This is a genomic window from Pseudomonas sp. KD5, assembly GCF_012932895.1.
Taxonomy (GTDB): domain Bacteria; phylum Pseudomonadota; class Gammaproteobacteria; order Pseudomonadales; family Pseudomonadaceae; genus Aquipseudomonas.
Window position 1 is genome coordinate 129,365 of the sequence record NZ_JDWJ01000006.1, and the last position, 17,536, is coordinate 146,900.

The 17,536-nt window shown below is 58.5% G+C and carries 19 protein-coding genes and 1 tRNA gene; 4 read left to right on the forward strand and 16 right to left on the reverse strand.

Features of this window, described 5'->3' with window-relative positions; translation table 11 throughout:
* Positions 1 to 42: 42 nt before the first annotated feature.
* From AF70_RS14995 to AF70_RS15010, 4 genes are all read left to right on the forward strand, one after another.
* Positions 43 to 1,419, forward strand: a complete 1,377-nt coding sequence (locus AF70_RS14995; protein ID WP_018926488.1) for an L-serine ammonia-lyase — start codon at positions 43 to 45, stop codon at positions 1,417 to 1,419.
* A gap of 33 nt (positions 1,420 to 1,452) precedes the next feature.
* The gene (gene gcvT, locus AF70_RS15000) at positions 1,453 to 2,577 is read left to right on the forward strand and encodes a glycine cleavage system aminomethyltransferase GcvT (protein ID WP_019581476.1); all 1,125 of its coding nucleotides are present in this window, start codon (positions 1,453 to 1,455) and stop codon (positions 2,575 to 2,577) included.
* Positions 2,578 to 2,970: 393 nt separating this feature from the next.
* Positions 2,971 to 3,183, forward strand: coding sequence for a cold-shock protein (locus AF70_RS15005; protein WP_007934683.1), 213 nt, complete (start codon positions 2,971 to 2,973; stop codon positions 3,181 to 3,183).
* A 95-nt stretch (positions 3,184 to 3,278) separates the two neighbouring features.
* The gene (locus AF70_RS15010; RefSeq protein WP_028939413.1) at positions 3,279 to 3,767 is read left to right on the forward strand and encodes an RDD family protein; all 489 of its coding nucleotides are present in this window, start codon (positions 3,279 to 3,281) and stop codon (positions 3,765 to 3,767) included.
* Between the two features lie 61 nt (positions 3,768 to 3,828).
* On the opposite strand, the gene nadA is transcribed toward AF70_RS15010, so the two are convergent.
* The 16 genes from nadA to aspS all read right to left on the reverse strand — a co-directional run bounded on the left by nadA (position 3,829) and on the right by aspS (position 17,444).
* The gene (nadA, locus tag AF70_RS15015) at positions 3,829 to 4,887 is read right to left on the reverse strand and encodes a quinolinate synthase NadA (RefSeq protein WP_018926491.1); all 1,059 of its coding nucleotides are present in this window, start codon (positions 4,885 to 4,887) and stop codon (positions 3,829 to 3,831) included.
* A 262-nt stretch (positions 4,888 to 5,149) separates the two neighbouring features.
* A tRNA-Lys gene (locus AF70_RS15020) sits at positions 5,150 to 5,225 on the reverse strand.
* 63 nt (positions 5,226 to 5,288) lie between these two features.
* Complete coding sequence (queC, locus tag AF70_RS15025) at positions 5,289 to 5,981, reverse strand: 7-cyano-7-deazaguanine synthase QueC (protein ID WP_019581478.1); 693 nt, start codon at positions 5,979 to 5,981, stop codon at positions 5,289 to 5,291.
* A gap of 1 nt (position 5,982) precedes the next feature.
* Positions 5,983 to 6,630, reverse strand: a complete 648-nt coding sequence (queE, locus tag AF70_RS15030; RefSeq protein WP_018926493.1) for a 7-carboxy-7-deazaguanine synthase QueE — start codon at positions 6,628 to 6,630, stop codon at positions 5,983 to 5,985.
* A gap of 166 nt (positions 6,631 to 6,796) precedes the next feature.
* Positions 6,797 to 7,636 (reverse strand): tol-pal system protein YbgF, encoded by an 840-nt coding sequence (gene ybgF, locus AF70_RS15035; protein ID WP_026331869.1) that lies wholly within the window; start codon positions 7,634 to 7,636, stop codon positions 6,797 to 6,799.
* 6 nt (positions 7,637 to 7,642) lie between these two features.
* Positions 7,643 to 8,140, reverse strand: coding sequence for a peptidoglycan-associated lipoprotein Pal (pal, locus tag AF70_RS15040; protein ID WP_003178634.1), 498 nt, complete (start codon positions 8,138 to 8,140; stop codon positions 7,643 to 7,645).
* 52 nt (positions 8,141 to 8,192) lie between these two features.
* Positions 8,193 to 9,461 (reverse strand): Tol-Pal system beta propeller repeat protein TolB, encoded by a 1,269-nt coding sequence (tolB, locus tag AF70_RS15045; RefSeq protein WP_018926495.1) that lies wholly within the window; start codon positions 9,459 to 9,461, stop codon positions 8,193 to 8,195.
* Between the two features lie 29 nt (positions 9,462 to 9,490).
* Entirely contained in the window at positions 9,491 to 10,570 is a 1,080-nt protein-coding gene (gene tolA, locus AF70_RS15050) for a cell envelope integrity protein TolA (protein ID WP_018926496.1), read from the reverse strand.
* Positions 10,570 to 11,022 (reverse strand): protein TolR, encoded by a 453-nt coding sequence (tolR, locus tag AF70_RS15055; protein ID WP_169342487.1) that lies wholly within the window; start codon positions 11,020 to 11,022, stop codon positions 10,570 to 10,572. The genes tolA and tolR overlap by 1 nt, the downstream gene beginning before the upstream one ends.
* Positions 11,023 to 11,045: 23 nt before the next feature.
* Positions 11,046 to 11,741, reverse strand: a complete 696-nt coding sequence (gene tolQ, locus AF70_RS15060; protein ID WP_018926498.1) for a protein TolQ — start codon at positions 11,739 to 11,741, stop codon at positions 11,046 to 11,048.
* Complete coding sequence (ybgC, locus tag AF70_RS15065) at positions 11,731 to 12,198, reverse strand: tol-pal system-associated acyl-CoA thioesterase (RefSeq protein ID WP_007933231.1); 468 nt, start codon at positions 12,196 to 12,198, stop codon at positions 11,731 to 11,733. The genes tolQ and ybgC overlap by 11 nt, the downstream gene beginning before the upstream one ends.
* Positions 12,199 to 12,325: 127 nt before the next feature.
* On the reverse strand, positions 12,326 to 13,387 hold the full coding sequence (gene ruvB, locus AF70_RS15070; protein ID WP_018926499.1) for a Holliday junction branch migration DNA helicase RuvB: 1,062 nt from the start codon (positions 13,385 to 13,387) through the stop codon (positions 12,326 to 12,328).
* Complete coding sequence (gene ruvA / locus AF70_RS15075; RefSeq protein ID WP_007933256.1) at positions 13,388 to 13,999, reverse strand: Holliday junction branch migration protein RuvA; 612 nt, start codon at positions 13,997 to 13,999, stop codon at positions 13,388 to 13,390. It abuts the gene before it with no gap.
* A 115-nt stretch (positions 14,000 to 14,114) separates the two neighbouring features.
* A complete protein-coding gene (ruvC, locus tag AF70_RS15080; RefSeq protein WP_018926500.1) occupies positions 14,115 to 14,639 on the reverse strand; it encodes a crossover junction endodeoxyribonuclease RuvC in 525 nt (174 codons plus the stop codon).
* A gap of 163 nt (positions 14,640 to 14,802) precedes the next feature.
* Positions 14,803 to 15,549: a YebC/PmpR family DNA-binding transcriptional regulator gene (locus tag AF70_RS15085; RefSeq protein ID WP_018926501.1), complete on the reverse strand. Its 747-nt coding sequence runs from the start codon at positions 15,547 to 15,549 to the stop codon at positions 14,803 to 14,805.
* A gap of 119 nt (positions 15,550 to 15,668) precedes the next feature.
* Positions 15,669 to 17,444, reverse strand: a complete 1,776-nt coding sequence (gene aspS / locus AF70_RS15090; RefSeq protein WP_028939414.1) for an aspartate--tRNA ligase — start codon at positions 17,442 to 17,444, stop codon at positions 15,669 to 15,671.
* Between the last annotated feature and the right edge of the window lie 92 nt (positions 17,445 to 17,536).

The window sequence follows — 17,536 nt, forward strand, 5'->3', positions numbered from 1 at the left end:
GGATCTGTGTCGATCCTCATAACAAGAAACCGGAGAACAACCATGTCGTTAAGCGTGTTCGACCTGTTCAAAATTGGTATCGGCCCCTCCAGCTCCCACACCGTCGGCCCGATGCGTGCCGCTGCGCGCTTCGCCGAAGGTCTGCGCCGTGAAGGGCTGCTATCGGCAACCACCTGCGTCAAAGTCGAGCTCTACGGCTCGCTCGGCGCCACCGGCAAAGGCCACGGCAGCGACAAGGCCGTATTGCTGGGCTTGGAAGGCGAACACCCGGACACCGTGGACACCGAAACCGTCACCGCCCGCCTGCAAGAGATTCGCAGCAGCGGTCGCTTGAACCTGCTCGGTGAACACAGCATCGCGTTCAACGAGAAAGAACACCTGGCAATGATTCGTAAACCGTTGGCCTATCACCCCAACGGCATGATCTTTCGCGCGTTCGACGCGGCCGGCCTGCAAGTGCGCAGCCGCGAGTATTACTCGGTCGGTGGCGGGTTCGTGGTCGATGAAGACGCGGCCGGTGCCGATCGCATCGTTGAAGACGCCACACCGCTGACCTTCCCGTTCAAAAGCGCCAAGGACCTGCTTGGTCACTGCAGCACTTACGGTTTATCGATCAGTCAGGTGATGCTGACCAACGAAAGCGCCTGGCGCCCGGAAGCGGAAACCCGCGCCGGGCTGCTGAAGATCTGGCAAGTGATGCAAGACTGCGTCGCCGCCGGTTGCCGCAACGAAGGCATCCTGCCCGGTGGGCTGAAGGTCAAACGGCGGGCGGCGGCATTGCATCGGCAACTGTGCAAAAACCCGGAATCGTCGCTGCGCGATCCACTGTCGGTGCTGGACTGGGTCAACCTGTACGCCCTGGCGGTCAACGAAGAAAACGCCAACGGCGGACGCGTGGTCACTGCGCCCACCAATGGTGCAGCCGGCATTATCCCGGCGGTGCTGCATTACTACATGCGCTTCATCCCCGGTGCCAACGAAGACGGCGTGGTGCGTTTTCTACTGACAGCTGCTGCGATTGGCATTCTGTACAAGGAAAACGCCTCGATCTCTGGCGCCGAAGTCGGCTGTCAGGGTGAAGTCGGCGTTGCATGTTCCATGGCGGCCGGCGCCTTGTGCGAAGTGCTGGGCGGTACGGTGCAGCAGGTGGAAAACGCGGCCGAAATCGGCATGGAACACAACCTCGGCCTGACCTGCGACCCGATTGGCGGACTGGTGCAAGTGCCTTGCATCGAGCGCAACGCCATGGGTTCGGTCAAGGCCATCAATGCGGTGCGCATGGCCCTGCGTGGCGACGGTCAGCACTTCGTCTCCCTCGACAAGGTCATCCGCACCATGCGCCAGACCGGCGCCGACATGAAAAGCAAATACAAGGAAACCGCCCGTGGCGGTTTGGCGGTCAACATTATCGAGTGCTGATGCGCGCATCTGCACTATTTTCAGGAGCTGTATATGTCCACCGAACAACTGTTGAAGACCCCGTTGCACGCACTGCACCTCGAACTCGGCGCCCGCATGGTGCCGTTCGCCGGTTATGACATGCCGGTGCAATACCCGTTGGGCGTGATGAAAGAACACCAGCACACCCGTGATCAGGCCGGGCTGTTCGATGTGTCGCACATGGGCCAGATCCGCCTGACCGGCGCCAACGCCGCCAAAGCCTTGGAAACCCTGGTACCGGTGGACATCATCGACCTGCCGGTGGGCATGCAGCGTTACGCGATGTTCACCAACGAGGCCGGTGGCATCCTCGACGACCTGATGGTCGCCAACCTCGGTAATGACGAACTGTTCCTGGTGGTCAACGCCGCCTGCAAGGACCAGGACTTGGCGCACCTGCGCAAGCACATCGGCGACCAGTGCACCATTGAACCGCTGTTCGAAGAGCGTGCCCTGCTCGCTCTGCAAGGCCCGGCTGCCGTCACCGTGCTCGCACGCCTGGCACCGGAAGTTGCGAAGATGACCTTCATGCAGTTCACCCGCGTGAAACTGTTGGGCGTGGACTGCTTTGTCAGCCGTTCGGGCTACACCGGTGAAGACGGTTACGAAATCTCCGTACCGGCGGCCAACGCCGAAGCGCTGGCTCGTGCCCTGCTGGCCGAACCGGAAGTGGAGGCCATCGGCCTCGGCGCCCGCGATTCCCTGCGCCTGGAAGCCGGCCTGTGCCTCTACGGCCACGACATGAACACCGAAACCACGCCGATCGAAGCAAGCCTGTTGTGGGCCATCTCCAAGGTTCGTCGTGCCGATGGTGCACGGGCCGGCGGCTTCCCTGGCGCCGAAACCGTGTTCGCCCAACAGCAAACCGGTGTCAGTCGCAAACGCGTTGGCCTGCTGCCGCAGGAACGTACACCGGTGCGTGAAGGTGCAGAGATCGTCAACGAAGCTGGCGAAATCATCGGCAGCGTCTGCAGCGGCGGCTTCGGTCCGACCTTGGGCGGTCCTTTGGCCATGGGTTACCTCGACAGCGCTTATACCGTTTTGGAAACGCCAGTTTGGGCCATTGTGCGTGGGAAAAAGGTGCCTTTGCTTGTAAGCAAAATGCCATTTGTTCCACAACGCTACTATCGTGGCTGATTGACTGTTTCTATAAGTAACGCGGTTGCGTTAACAGTGCACTAATCTGTAACGCAACCGCCATAAAATAGTGCATACGTTTCGTTTATGAACGTTACTTATAACAATCGAAAAGCAATGAACAACTCGATCGAATAAGCCCGCACTAGTGATCACTCTAATTGCCATCAACCTGAGGAAATCCGGGCCTTCGCAGGGCTTGTTTTTTCTCCCGTAGTTGGCGTAGAGTTTGTTCACTGTGTTTGCATGGGTCGCTTGGAAATCGTGACCTGGGCAGTAGCCTACAAGTTAGCTACATCCCGCTCGACGTCTTCTTACTCTCCTGCAACCAGCCCCAGTACTCTTTCACGAGAAGGAGACTGTCATTCATTTTTGCGTCAAAGGAAATAAGAAATGTCCCAACGTCAGAGCGGTACCGTCAAGTGGTTTAACGACGAGAAAGGTTTTGGTTTTATCACTCCAGAAAGCGGTCCGGATCTGTTCGTGCATTTCCGCGCTATTCAGGGCAACGGCTTCAAGAGCCTGAAAGAAGGCCAGAAAGTGACGTTCGTTGCTGTGCAAGGCCAGAAAGGCATGCAGGCTGACGAAGTACAAGCAGAAGGCTAATCTTCTGTTACGAAAAAGCCCCTGATGGTGACATCAGGGGCTTTTTTGTGCGCGCAAATCCGTAAAATGGCTTCTTTTTCCGTTCAGAGGCAGCCATGTCGAAACACCTGCTCAAACCCCAAGGCGACTTCCCCGCCGTCGGCCTGGGTCGTCGCCTGGCAGCGATGTTCTACGACTTCCTGCTGTGCACTGCCCTGCTGATCGTCACCAGCGGCATTTACAAGATGATCCAGATGGCGATCATCGGCGAAGACCGAATGCGCACCCTGACCGAAGCCGGCGCGCTGGACGGTGACCCTCTGCTGTCGACGGTGCTGCTGTTTGTGCTGTTCGGCTTCTTCGCCAAGTTCTGGACCTGGTCGGGCCAGACCCTGGGCATGCAGGTGTGGTGCATCCGCGTACAAAACGCCGACGGCTCATCCATCAGCCTGTGGCAGGCGCTGCTGCGCTTTGTGGTGTCGATCGCGTCCTGGTTATGCCTCGGGCTGGGCTTCTTCTGGTCGCTGTTCGACAAACAGAAGCGCAGCTGGCATGACATCTACTCCAACACCCAGTTGGTGCGGATTCCGAAGAAGACCAAATAATCCTCAGATGCAAAAACGCCCCGATCAAACCGGGGCGCTTTTTTGGCTCACTGCCAACGAATCAGGCGTTACCCGCCAGCTTCATCCGCGCCGCCTGCGTGAAATCGAGCATCCGCTTCAACGGCCGAATCGCCTGCGGAATCAACGCCGGGTCGACGAAGATCTCGTTGGTCCCCTCCTTCAAGCTCTTCAGCGTGCGTTCAAGGGTGTTCATCGCCATCCACGGGCAATGCGCACAACTGCGGCAAGCCGCGCCATTACCAGCCGTTGGCGCTTCGATAAAGACCTTGTCCGGGCACAACTGCTGCATCTTGTAGAAGATGCCGCGGTCGGTGGCAACGATCAGGGTCTTGTTCGGCAGGCTTTGCGCAGCAGCGATCAGCTGACTGGTGGAACCCACCGCATCGGCCAATTCGATCACGGCGGTCGGCGACTCCGGATGCACCAGAATGGCCGCGTCCGGGTACAGCGCTTTCATGTCTTCGAGCTGCTTGGCCTTGAACTCTTCGTGAACGATGCAGGCACCGTCCCACAGCAGCATGTCGGCGCCGGTCTGGCGCTGGATGTAAGTGCCCAGGTGCTTGTCCGGGCCCCAGATAATGGTTTCGCCGTTATCCATCAGGCTTTCGACGATTTCCAGCGCGCAACTGGAAGTCACCACCCAATCCGCCCGGGCTTTGACTGCCGCCGAGGTGTTGGCATACACCACCACCGTGCGTTCCGGGTGCTGATCGCAGAACGCCGAGAACTCGTCCACCGGGCAACCCAGGTCCAGCGAGCAGGTCGCTTCCAGGGTCGGCATCAGCACACGTTTTTCAGGGTTGAGGATCTTGGCGGTTTCACCCATGAATTTCACACCGGCGACCACTACGGTCTTGGCCGGGTGAGCATTGCCGAAGCGGGCCATCTCCAGAGAGTCGGAGACGCAGCCACCGGTTTCTTCGGCCAGGGCCTGAATGACCGGATCGCAATAGAAGTGGGCAACCAGCACCGCGTCCTGAGCTTTGAGCTCGGCTGCGATGGCTGTGCGGTAATAAGCCTCTTCCTCGGCCGTCAGCGGCTTGGGCTGCTTGGCGTCGAGGTGGGCTTGAACCAGAAGGCGTTCGGAAATCTGCGTCATGTTCGCAAGACCTGCAGGCGCTTTCGCGCGAAAGTCGAGTATACACCCGGCTCCGGACCCTTCGGGGTACCGCCGGGAGAGTGAGTATTCATCAGGCACGGACAGCGTTGAAGCTGCGCAAGGCTACAGAATATCCGGTGGATGCAAAAGATGATTCTGACCTGCGTCACTCGGTGCGATCCCGAACCAGGACAACCTCAAATCGCGGGCAAAAAAAAACCCGGAAATCCTCACTTACGTGGGCCTTCCAGATTTTTTAAAATGGTGGGTCGTGTGGGATTCGAACCTACGACCAATTGGTTAAAAGCCAACTGCTCTACCAACTGAGCTAACGACCCGCTGTGTGGTGGCGCGTATAATACTGATTTTTAAGGACTATTCAACACCTAATTTGAAATAAATCAAAAATAAGGTGTCGGGTCGCTGATTCCGGCCGCCGCAAAGCCTTCTGCACGCAGACGGCAGCTGTCGCATTTACCGCAAGCACGGCCGTTATCGTCCGCTTGATAGCAGGAAACGGTCAGCCCGTAATCGACGCCAAGCTTCACGCCCGCCTGAACGATCTGCGCCTTGCTCAGGTTCTGCAGGGGCGCCTGGATACGGAAGCCATTCCCTTCTACACCGGCTTTGGTCGCCAAATTAGCCATGCGCTCGAAGGCTTCGATGAACTCGGGACGGCAATCCGGGTAACCGGAGTAATCCACCGCGTTGACACCGATAAAGATGTCACGCGCACCCAGCACTTCGGCCCATCCCAACGCCAGGGACAGAAACACCGTGTTGCGCGCCGGCACATAAGTCACCGGAATGCCTTCGCTCGGCGCCTCCGGTACGTCGATGGAACTGTCGGTCAGGGCCGAGCCGCCGATACCGTTCAGGTTCAGGCCGATCACCTTGTGCTCGACCACACCCAAGTCGCGGGCAACACGCTCGGCGGCCTGCAGTTCGGCACGGTGGCGCTGACCGTAATCGAAGCTCATGGTGTAGCAGCTATAGCCTTCGGCACGGGCCATGGCCACGACCGTCGCCGAGTCCAGGCCACCGGACAGCAGGATGACCGCACGTTTTTCAGCAGTGTTCAGTTGTTCAGTCATTTCAGCGCCCCGGCTCGTCATTCCAAAGATATTTATGCAGCTGCAATTGCAGACGCACAGGCAGATTGTCCGCCACCACCCAGTCCGCCAGATCACGTGCATTCAGGTCATGGTGGCTCGGCGAGAACAGGACTTCGCCGGCACGCTCGTTCAAACCGTATTGAATCAGCTTGGACACGGCCCAGTCATAGTCTTCCCGCGAGCAGATGACAAACTTCACCTGATCGTTGGGCGTGAGCAGTTCGATGTTCTCGTAGCGGTTGCGGTGGGCTTCTTTCGAACCCGGGGTTTTCAGGTCGACGACGCGACTGACCCGTGGATCGACCGCCGAGATGTCCAGCGCGCCACTGGTTTCCAGCGACACTTCGTAACCGGCGTCACACAACTGCTTGAGCAAGGGAATGGCATTGGGTTGCGCCAGGGGCTCACCGCCCGTGACACAGACGTAACGCGGGCGAAAACCGGCCACTTGCTCGAGGATGTCGTCGAGCGTGCGGAGGGTGCCGCCAGTGAACGCGTAGGCGCTGTCGCAGTATTGGCAACGCAATGGGCAACCGGTCAGGCGCACAAAAACAGTGGGCAGCCCGGCAGTCCGCGTTTCACCCTGCAACGAGTAGAAAACTTCGGTGATTCTCAATGTGTCTTGCATAGTCGCCACGGGCGTAACAGCTAAACAGGCTGTCCGCCTCCGTCAGGCACTTCAAGGAACCCCGCCAACGCGCAGATCCCAAAAAGCGTGTTTCATAAAAAGGGCATGAATTCTAACGAAAAAACCCGCGACAAGCGCGGGTTTCTTCAGAACGGGCCAAACAGGCTTACATGCGCTGCAAGTCCCGTTGCGCCAGCTGAGCGGCGGAAGTGCCCGGATATTGGGACACGACCTGTTGCAGAATGCCTTTGACCCGGTCGGTATGACCGAGACGACGCTCTACATCAGCGAGCTTGTACAGCGAATCAGGCACTTTGGGGTGCTTGGGGTACAACTGCGAAACCTTGGCAAATGCCTGACCCGCACCTTGCAGATCGCCTTTGGCCAGGTTCACTTCACCCAACCAGTACTGGGCATTGCCCGCGTATTGGCTGTTCGGGTATTTGCGCAGGAATGCGGCGAAAGCCTGGCTGGCCTTGTCGAAATCCTTGGCTTTGATCAGGTCGAAGGCTGCATCGTAATACAGTTTTTCCTTCGCCGGGTCAGCCGGTTCGCCACCCGCGGCCGGGGCTTGAGCGGCAGCCGCTCCCGCACCTGCGCCGGCTGCTGCACCGGGGGCATTCAAATTGCCACCGGTGGAAGAATTATCAGGAGTCGCGGCTGGTGCAACGCCGGTTCCTATGCGCCGATCAAGATCCTGATATCGCTCCAGGTTCTCTTGCTTCATGCGCGCTACATCATTTTGCAGAACTTCGATGATGCCTTGTTGGCGCGAGATCTGCTCCTGCATCGATTGCAGTTGGTTGAACAGCTCGCCCTGTGCCGAGACAGGGGCCGAAACCCCTCCCCCGGCATAGGCGCCGTTCGTACCGTAACCTGCAGGCGGATAACTGCTCCCGCTATTGTTATAGCCGGAGTTGTCCTCGACCACAGGAACCGCAGCCCACACCGCAAGCGGTGCGAGACTGAGAGCCAAAACAGTTACAGCACGACGGCACGTTCGCATGACGAATTACTTACGCAGTTCGACGCGACGGTTTTGAGCCCAGGACTGCTCGTCGTTGCCGGTAGCAACTGGACGCTCTTCGCCGTAGGAAACCAGTTCCAGCTGAGCTGGGGAAACACCTTGCAGTACCAGGTAGCGCTGAACGGCTTTCGCACGACGCTCGCCCAGTGCCATGTTGTACTCACGAGTACCACGTTCGTCGGTGTTGCCTTCCAGAACAACGCGAGCGCCGTTTGCTTTCAGGTCTTTGGCGTGAACGTCCAGAGCGCGCATGGCTTCTGGCTTCAGGTCCGAGCTGTCGTATTCGAAGTAGAAGGTGGTGATTGCGCGCAGAGCAGCTTCTTCGCTCAGGGAGCCGTCAACTGCACCAGTGTTAGCGCCGTAACCAGCGTTTGGATCTACAGCGCCTTCACCGGCGTTGTCGCCGCCTTTGGACGAGCAACCTACAGCTACAGCCATGGCCAGAGCCAGCGCAGCAAATTTACCAAACTTCAGCATTTCCATCGTGAAACTCCTAATGAACCCCAGTGTGTTAAGTAAAACGTATAGCGCCGCGTCAGTTCAGGTAAGGGGACCAGGACGGTTCTCTGACTTCGCCTTGTGCGGTAGGAAGCGGGAGCCTCACGCGTCCATTAATAGACACGAGCATCAAGACTCCCCGGCCCTGCTGGCGGGTGGCGTAGATTACCATGGTGCCGTTGGGCGCAACAGTAGGAGACTCGTCCAGAGTGCTATCAGTGAGGATCTTTACACTACCGCGCTGCAAATCCTGGGCCGCCACCTTGAAGTTGGTGAAACCGTCCTGGCGGTGAATCATCACCAGGGTCTTTTCATCGGCCGACAGTTTAGGGTTGGCGTTGTAGTTACCAATGAAGGTTACACGCTCCGCACCACCACCGCCTGCGCTGGTTTTATAGATCTGAGGCTTGCCGCCACGGTCGGAGGTGAAGTAGATGGTCGAACCATCCTTACCCCAGAACGGTTCGGTGTTGATGCCAGGACCATTGGTGACACGGGTGATCTGACGCGACCCCAGGTTCATCACGTAGATGTCCGGGTTACCGTCTTTCGACAATACGAATGCCAGGCGATTGCCATCCGGCGACCAGGCTGGCGCGCCATTCAGGCCTTCGAAGTTGGTGATCTGCTCACGGCGACCAGTGTCGATGTTCTGCATGAAAATGCGCGGACGCTTCTGCTCGAACGACACGTAGGCAATGCGCTTGCCATCCGGTGCGAAACGCGGCGACAGGATTGGCTCGCGCGATTGCAGCAGCGTCACGGCACGGGCACCGTCGTAGTCCGAACGTTGCAGTGTGTAGCGAGTGTTCTTCTCGGAGAAACGCTCGGCCGTCACGTACAGCAGACGCGTCGAGAACGCGCCTTTGATACCGGTGAGTTTTTCGAACGACTGGTCGGAGATGTAGTGCGCCATGTCGCGCAGTTGATCGACGCCGCCCGACACGCTGCCGGTCAGCACTTGCTGCTCGGTGGCGACGTTGAACAGTGCGTACTGCACCTGCAGGCGACCGCCCGCCGGAACAATGCTGCCGACCATGACGTACTGGGCACCCACCGCCTTGAAGTCACGGTAGATGATTTCGCTGGCCTGGCTTGGCTGGCTGATCATGTTCTGCTTTGGAATCGGCGCGTAGTAACCCGAATTGCGCAGGTCGTTACCGATAATCTCAGCCATGTCGTCCGGCAGCACGCTACCGCCCTGGAAGCCGAAAGGCACAACGGCAATTGGAGTTGCCTGGGAGCTGCCACTGCTGACCAGGATATTTTTTTCATCTGCCGTGGCCAGTCCTGCAAAGCAGAACATGACTACAAGCAGTCCTCGAAGAAGGTTTCTCACAAGGCTAGATCCTCAGGTGTGAATGTCATCTTGAATGAACGATAGGGTGCGAAATCAGCTGGCTTCAGACCCTGCATTTCGGTCAATCGACCAATATTTTTTACAGCCGCGACTGCAGAACTGTCGAACGGCGCGTCACCGCTGGAATGAGCAACCGAAACACCGGAGATCGTTCCGTCAGGGAGCATGTTGATTTGCAGAATCACCTTCATGCCCTTGCGGGCCGACGGTGGCTGCGCCCAACCTTCAGATGCTCGCGAACGAATCAGATCATCAAAGTTGCCCGCGGTTTCATCGCCTTGCTCATCCGCCAAAGCCTGCTGACGCTCGGTCTTATCGGACAGCAAGTCAGCCAGAGCCTGAGCCTTCTTGTCCTCTACCGACTTGCGAGCCGCATCCTGCGCTTTCTTCTTCGCAGCATCGGCAGTCGCTTTCTTCTTCGCGTCTTCGGCGATTTTCTTCTTCGCCTCTTCCGCTTCAGCTTTCTTCTTGGCGTCTTCCGCAGCTTTCTTCTTCGCGTCTTCGACGATCTTTTTCTTCGCTTCTTCAGCGGCCGCTTTCTTGGCCTCTTCTTCAGCAGCTTTTTTGGCTTCTTCTTCGGCTTTCTTCTTGGCTATATCAGCCAATTGTTTCTCTTCGGCCTTTTTGGCTTCGGCGGTCTTCTTCGCTTCGTCGGCCTTCTTGGCTTCATCAGCCTTTTTCGCCTCTTCCGCTTTCTTCGACTCGTCGGCCTTCTTGGCTTCCTCGGCCTTTTGAGCCGCTTCTTCTTTCTTTTGTTCCGCAGCCTTCACCGCTTCCTGCTCGACCTTCTTCTGTTCCATCTGCTCGACTTCGGTCTGACGCGCAGCAGATTTCTGCGCCTCACCCGCGATCTTCTGATTGGTCTGGGTGGTCGCCCGACTTTTCGATTTCAGCTGGTACAGGGTTGCCTGGACAATCGGCTTGGCCGGCGGCAGCTCCGGTGTGAAGGCGAAACTGACGAACAGCATGCCGAACACCAGCACGTGCAAGACAATCGCCCAGACACTAGGCCAGAAGTAGCTTTCCGAGGCGGACGGCTCTCGCAGTTGCTGCATCAGGGCGCCTCGGTAATCAAGCCAACATTACCGACCCCGGCCTTCTGCAACCCGCCCATGGCCCCCATGACGGCGCCATAATCGACGGTTTTGTCGCCACGAATGAACACCTGCGTGCGCTTGCCGTTACCGTTGCCAACGCGAATGATCTTGGTCACGGCGTCGGTCATTTGCGGCAAGGTCATGGCCTTGTCCTGCTGCTTTTCGGTGTCGACTTCGCTGCCAAGGTTCCAGTAGTAGGTCTTGTCAGCCTTGATCGAAATGGTCAGGACCTGAGTGTTGTTGTCCTGCGGCAAGGCTTCGCTGGAAACCTTGGGCAGATCAACTTTCACGCCCTGATTGAGCATCGGCGCGGTCACCATGAAGATGACCAGCAGTACCAGCATCACGTCGATGTAAGGCACCACGTTCATCTCGGCAACCGGCTTGCGCTTTTTGCGAGCTCGAGCGATTAAAGCCATTGGAAATTACCTGCTTATTCTTCGCTGGTGTGCACTTTACGGTGCAGGATCGCCTGGAATTCGTCGGCGAAGGTGTAATAGCGGCCCAGCAGGGTTTCGCTGCGGGCAGCAAAACGGTTGTAGGCGATAACGGCCGGGATGGCGGCGAACAGACCGATCGCAGTAGCAACCAGTGCTTCGGCGATACCTGGAGCCACAGTGGCCAGGGTCGCTTGCTGGGCGGTCGCCAGACCACGGAAGGAGTTCATGATGCCCCAGACTGTACCGAACAGACCGATGTACGGGCTGACGGAACCGACGGTGGCGAGGAACGGCAGGCTCTGCTCGAGCTTCTCTTCCTCACGGGAGATGGCTACGCGCATGGCACGCGCCACGCCTTCCATGACCGCTTCCGGATCAACGCCCGACTGCTGGCGCAGACGGGAGAATTCCTTGAAGCCGGCACGGAAGATCTGCTCGACGCCGGAATCCGGATCAGGGTTGCTGCCAGCCTGACGGTAGAGTTTGGACAGGTCGATACCGGACCAGAAGCGCTCTTCAAAGCTCTCCAGGGCACGTCGACCGGCGCGCAGCAAGTTGCTGCGCTGAAAGATCATGATCCACGAGGTCACCGATGCGGCTACCAGGATCAGCATTACCAGTTGCACCACGACACTGGCATTGCTGACCAGGCTCCACATGGAGGAATGGTCGACGACGTTAGCTTCCACGCTTTATCTCCTGCTTTGAGTGTGTACCCGCGCCGCTCACGTCGGCAAAGGCCGCACGTAGAGCTTCGGGAATGGCCCGGGGTTTCAAACTGTTAGTGCGCACACAGGCCACCAGAAACTGCCCTTCGCAGAGCAGCACGTTATCCGTAGCCCGCCTGACCTGCTGTTTGAAGCGCAGGCTGACCCGGTTCAATTCAATTACTTCGGCGCTTACCAGCAGCTCGTCGTCCAGTCGCGCCGGCGCGTGATAACGCGCTTCGCTGGAATGCACGACGAACAACAGGTCCTCCCCTGCCAGCGCCGACTGGGCAAAGCCCAGCTCTCGGAGCCGCTCGGTTCGAGCCCGTTCCATAAACTTGAGGTAATTGACGTAATACACGATGCCGCCGGCATCGGTGTCCTCGTAATAAACGCGACAACGATGTGCGAACGGCTCAAGCCCGTTTTGCGCGCGCATACTCTAGTGCTTACTCCTCAGGTTGCCAATCCGGCCAGGCAACTGTTTTTCATTGATTCGCGGCTTTCTGGCGAAAGTACCGTCCTGGGACAGCACAAACCCTGAATAAATCAGCGCGCAAAGGTGATTAATCGTCCACGGCATCGAGGAACTCGTCTACCACGGGCATCTCGCCCAATCGTGACGGAATGTTTAAGCCGAAGTGCAAATACGCATGCCGGGTCACTACCCGCCCCCGCGGCGTGCGCATGATATAGCCCTGCTGGATCAGGTACGGCTCCAGCACGTCTTCAATGGTGTGGCGTTCTTCGCTGATCGCAGCGGCCAGACTGTCCACCCCCACCGGCCCACCGTCGAACTTCTCGATCATGGTCAACAGCAGGCGTCGGTCCTGATGGTCGAAGCCACGCTCATCGACATCCAGCAGGTTCAAGGCCAGGTCGGCGATTGGTTTGGTGATGTGACCCTTGGCACGAACCTCGGCAAAATCCCGGACCCGGCGCAGCAAGCGGTTGGCGATTCGCGGTGTGCCACGGGCACGCCGGGCGATTTCAAAGGCGCCTTCCGGGTCCAGCGGCAAACCGAGAATGTTCGCCGAACGGCTGACAATCGTTGCCAGGTCGGCGGTGCTGTAGAACTCCAGGCGCTGGACGATCCCGAAACGGTCGCGCAACGGGTTGGTCAGCATACCGGCACGGGTCGTTGCGCCAACCAGGGTAAACGGTGGCAGATCGAGCTTGATCGAGCGCGCGGCCGGCCCTTCGCCGATCATGATGTCGAGCTGGAAATCTTCCATGGCCGGGTACAGCACTTCTTCGACGATCGGCGACAACCGATGGATCTCGTCGATAAACAGCACGTCATGGGGCTCAAGGTTGGTCAGCAATGCAGCCAGATCACCAGGACGCTCGAGGACCGGCCCCGAGGTGCTTTTGATCGACACGCCCATTTCCTGGGCAATGATGTTGGCCAGGGTGGTTTTACCCAGACCCGGCGGGCCGAAAATCAGGGTGTGATCCAGCGATTCATTGCGCCCGCGCGCGGCCTGGATGAACAACTCCATTTGCTCGCGAACGGTCGGCTGGCCAATGTATTCGGCCAGGCTGACGGGACGAATCGCCCGGTCCTGGACTTCTTCACGCTCACGGGGGCCACCCGTGGCGGCGATCAGACGATCAGCTTCAATCACTTAGATCATTCCCTTCAGGGCACGACGAATCATGTCTTCACTGCTCAAACCTTTCTCCTTGATCGCGGAAATCGCCTTGCTGGCTTCCTGCGGCTTGTAGCCCAGGGAAATCAGCGCGCTGACCGCGTCATTTTCGGCGGCAGCGACTTGTTGCGCTGGCGCATCCGGCTGGTTCGGCACCAACGCAAACATGCTCGGTACGGTTTCCCAGGCTTTGAAGCGATCCTTGAGTTCCACCAGCAAACGCTCGGCAGTCTTCTTGCCAACGCCCGGCACCTTGGTCAGTGCCGAGGTGTCCTGGGACTGCACGCAACGGATCAACTCGTCGACTTCCAGGCTCGACATCAGGGCCAGCGCCAGTTTCGGCCCTACCCCATTGAGACGGATCAGTTCGCGAAAAAAGTCTCGCTCACGCTTGCCGAAGAAGCCATAGAGTAACTGCGCGTCTTCGCGTACGACCAAATGGGTGTGCAGGGTCAGCGGTTCACCGACCGACGGCAAGCGATAAAGCGTGGTCATGGGCACTTCCAGCTCATACCCCAGACCGTTTACATCCAGAATCAGGTGCGGCGGCTGTTTCTCAGCCAAAGTGCCGCGCAAGCGTCCAATCACGTTTCAGATCCTTGAGCGTTGGCCAGATCAGTGCTGGCGACTGACAGAACAAGGGTTTTGCACCGACTACACAGGCGCAAAACCCTCATCCCACAAAAAATGATTGCTGATGCTATCAGAGACGCAGGCGCCCGCCACGACTGCGTGCCGCGCCCAGGCCATGGGGCAACAGGCTGGAACGGGTGTGAGCGTGGCAAATCGCGATGGCCAGGGCATCCGAGGCATCGATTTGCGGCTTGCTGGTCAGTTTCAGCATGTGCATGACCATCATTTGCACTTGTTCTTTATTGGCGGCGCCGGTGCCGACCACGGCCTGCTTGACCTGGGTTGCGGTGTACTCGGCAATTTCCAGGCTCTCTTCGGCGCCGGCGACAATCGCCGCGCCACGGGCCTGCCCCAGTTTCAGCGCGGAGTCAGCATTGCGCGCCATGAACACCTTTTCGATGCCCATGGTGACCGGACCATAAGTCTGAATGATTTCACGCACACCGCGATAGACGATCTGCAGACGCTCATGCAACTCGCCGGCACCGGTGCGGATACAGCCCGATGCCACGTAAACACAACCACGGCCAGTATCGCGAACAATGCCGTAACCGGTGATACGCGAGCCGGGGTCGATACCAAGAATTAAAGTCATAACGCCTGCGAAGCTAGTGCGAATATCTGAGAGTAACCGTAGGAGCTGCCGAAGGCTCGGGCCGCGTTCGGACGATCTTTAAAATAAATAGCTGAAAATCAAAAGATCGCAGGCTTCGCCAGCGCCTGCAGGGCTGATAAAGGCTGCGATCTTTATAAAGGCATCAACCGAGCTGTGCGGCCACCGCCTCTGGAATGTCCGCGTTGGAATACACGTTCTGCACGTCATCCAGGTCTTCGAGCATGTCGATCAGCTTGAGAACCTTCTCGGCGCCTTCCAGATCCAGTTCGGCACTGGTGGTCGGCAACATGACGATTTCCGCATCGCTGCCCTTGAAGCCTGCGGCCTCCAAGGCGTTACGCACGGAATAGAAGCCGGCGAACGAGGTGAACACGTCGATGGAGCCGTCTTCGTTGGTCACTACGTCATCGGCGTCGGCTTCCATGGCTGCTTCCATCAGCGCGTCCTCATCAACCCCTGGCGCGAAGGAAATCTGCCCTTTGCGTTCGAACAGATAAGCCACCGAACCGTCGGTACCGAGGTTGCCGCCGCACTTGCTGAACGCATGGCGAACAGCGGCTGCGGTACGGTTGCGATTATCGGTCATGCATTCGACCATCACCGCCACGCCGCCCGGGCCATAGCCTTCGTAGGTCAGCTCGACCATGTCATCGGTGTCGGCAGCGCCGGCACCACGGGCCACCGCGCGGTCGATGATGTCACGGCTCATGTTTGCGCCCAGCGCTTTATCCAGCGCCAGACGCAGACGCGGGTTGGAGCCCGGATCAGCGCCGCCCTGACGGGCAGCGACCGTCAGTTCACGAATCCACTTGGTGAAAATCTTGCCCTTCTTGGCATCCTGACGTTCTTTGCGGTGCTTGATGTTCGCCCACTTGGAATGACCCGCCATAACTCGCTCCGAATTTCTCTTTGAAACATCGCCCGCCACACAGGGAGTGTCGGCCAGCAACAAAAAATCTCGACCTAAAGAAAAGGCGCATCCCACAGGATGCGCCTTTGCGGTCAGCCTTACTCTGCCTTTGGCGCTTCGCGCAGACGAATGTGCAGCTCACGCAACGCCTTGGCATCTACCACGCCCGGAGCCTGCGTCATCACGTCCGCAGCACTCTGGGTTTTCGGGAAGGCGATCACTTCACGGATCGACTGGGCACCGGTCATCAGCATCACCAGACGGTCCAGACCGAAGGCCAGACCACCGTGCGGCGGCGCGCCATATTTCAGGGCGTCGAGCAGGAAGCCGAATTTCTCTTCCTGTTCCGCTTCGTTGATACCCAACAGACGGAACACCGACTGTTGCATTTCCTTGCGGTGGATACGGATCGAACCGCCACCCAGCTCGGTGCCGTTCAGAACCATGTCGTAGGCACGGGACAAAGCGCCAGCCGGGTTGGCTTCCAGCTCTTCAGGAGTGCACTTCGGCGCGGTGAACGGGTGGTGCAAGGCGCTGAAGCTGCCGTCGTCGTTCTCTTCGAACATCGGGAAGTCGACGACCCACATTGGCGCCCACTTGCAGGTCAGCAGCTCGAGGTCATGACCCAGCTTGATCCGCAGCGCGCCCAGGGCTTCGCTGACGATCTTGGCTTTGTCGGCGCCAAAGAACACGATGTCACCATCGACCGCACCCACGCGATCGAGGATCACGTTCAGGTTGGCTTCCGGGATGTTTTTCACGATCGGCGACTGCAGACCTTCAACACCGGCAGCACGCTCGTTGACCTTGATGTACGCCAGACCCTTGGCACCGTAGATGCCGACGAACTTGGTGTAATCGTCGATCTGCTTGCGCGGCATGCTCGCCCCGCCTGGAACGCGCAAGGCGGCGATACGGCATTTCGGGTCATTGGCCGGGCCACTGAACACCTTGAAATCGACTTCCTTGAGCTGATCGGCAACATCCACCAGTTCCAGCGGGTTACGCAGGTCTGGCTTGTCGGAACCGTAGCGGCGCATGGCCTCTTCGAAGGTCATGTGCGGGAATTCGCCGAATTCCAGACCCAGCACTTCCTTGAACAGGTTGCGGATCATGCCTTCGGTCAGGCCCATGATGTCTTTTTCATCGAGGAAGCTGGTCTCGATGTCGATCTGAGTGAATTCCGGCTGACGGTCGGCACGCAGGTCTTCGTCGCGGAAGCACTTGGCGATCTGGTAGTAACGGTCGAAGCCGGCCACCATCAACAGCTGCTTGAACAGCTGAGGCGATTGCGGCAAGGCGAAGAACGAACCGGCGTGAGTACGGCTCGGCACCAGATAGTCACGCGCGCCTTCCGGCGTTGCACGGGTCAGGATCGGCGTCTCGACGTCGAGGAAACCGTTCTCGTCCAGATAGCGGCGGATGCTGGTAGTCATGCGCGAACGCAGACGCAGCTTCTCGGCCATTTCAGGGCGACGCAGATCAAGGAAGCGATAACGCAGGCGGGTTTCTTCGCCAACGTCAGAGAACTCGTTCAGCGGGAACGGCGGGGTTTCCGATTCGTTCAGCACTTCCAGCTCGTAGCCCAGGACCTCGATCATGCCCGACGCCATGTTGGCGTTGGTTGCACCGGCCGGACGCAGGCGAACCTTGCCGGTGATCTTCACGACGTACTCGCTGCGCACGCGATCGGCGGCGGCGAAGCTCTCGGCACGGTCCGGATCGAACACCACCTGGGCCAGACCGTCACGATCACGGATATCGAGGAAAATCACCCCGCCATGGTCACGGCGACGGTGAACCCATCCGCAAAGGGTAATTTCCTGGCCTTCCAGGCTTTCGTTCAGTTGGCCGCAATAATGGCTGCGCATCATGGTAGTGGTTTCACTTCTCGTAATTCGAAATTCGGGTGGAGGTCTTGCCGCACCACCGCACTTGAATAAGGTGCCAGATGATGCAAGAGCTC

Excerpts from the sequence above, each read along its gene's own strand:
- queC (WP_019581478.1), bottom strand. The coding sequence starts at position 5,981 with ATGACTGAACAACTGAACACTGCTGAAAAACGTGCGGTCATCCTGCTG.
- nadA (WP_018926491.1), bottom strand. The coding sequence starts at position 4,887 with ATGACGCAGATTTCCGAACGCCTTCTGGTTCAAGCCCACCTCGACGCC.
- AF70_RS15010 (WP_028939413.1), top strand. The coding sequence starts at position 3,279 with ATGTCGAAACACCTGCTCAAACCCCAAGGCGACTTCCCCGCCGTCGGC.
- tolB (WP_018926495.1), bottom strand. The coding sequence starts at position 9,461 with ATGTTCTGCTTTGCAGGACTGGCCACGGCAGATGAAAAAAATATCCTG.
- pal (WP_003178634.1), bottom strand. The coding sequence starts at position 8,140 with ATGGAAATGCTGAAGTTTGGTAAATTTGCTGCGCTGGCTCTGGCCATG.
- AF70_RS14995 (WP_018926488.1), top strand. The coding sequence starts at position 43 with ATGTCGTTAAGCGTGTTCGACCTGTTCAAAATTGGTATCGGCCCCTCC.
- ruvC (WP_018926500.1), bottom strand. The coding sequence starts at position 14,639 with ATGACTTTAATTCTTGGTATCGACCCCGGCTCGCGTATCACCGGTTAC.
- AF70_RS15085 (WP_018926501.1), bottom strand. The coding sequence starts at position 15,549 with ATGGCGGGTCATTCCAAGTGGGCGAACATCAAGCACCGCAAAGAACGT.
- ybgC (WP_007933231.1), bottom strand. The coding sequence starts at position 12,198 with ATGCGCGCGCAAAACGGGCTTGAGCCGTTCGCACATCGTTGTCGCGTT.
- tolA (WP_018926496.1), bottom strand. The coding sequence starts at position 10,570 with ATGCAGCAACTGCGAGAGCCGTCCGCCTCGGAAAGCTACTTCTGGCCT.
- AF70_RS15005 (WP_007934683.1), top strand. The coding sequence starts at position 2,971 with ATGTCCCAACGTCAGAGCGGTACCGTCAAGTGGTTTAACGACGAGAAA.
- gcvT (WP_019581476.1), top strand. The coding sequence starts at position 1,453 with ATGTCCACCGAACAACTGTTGAAGACCCCGTTGCACGCACTGCACCTC.
- ybgF (WP_026331869.1), bottom strand. The coding sequence starts at position 7,636 with ATGCGAACGTGCCGTCGTGCTGTAACTGTTTTGGCTCTCAGTCTCGCA.
- queE (WP_018926493.1), bottom strand. The coding sequence starts at position 6,630 with ATGCAAGACACATTGAGAATCACCGAAGTTTTCTACTCGTTGCAGGGT.
- aspS (WP_028939414.1), bottom strand. The coding sequence starts at position 17,444 with ATGATGCGCAGCCATTATTGCGGCCAACTGAACGAAAGCCTGGAAGGC.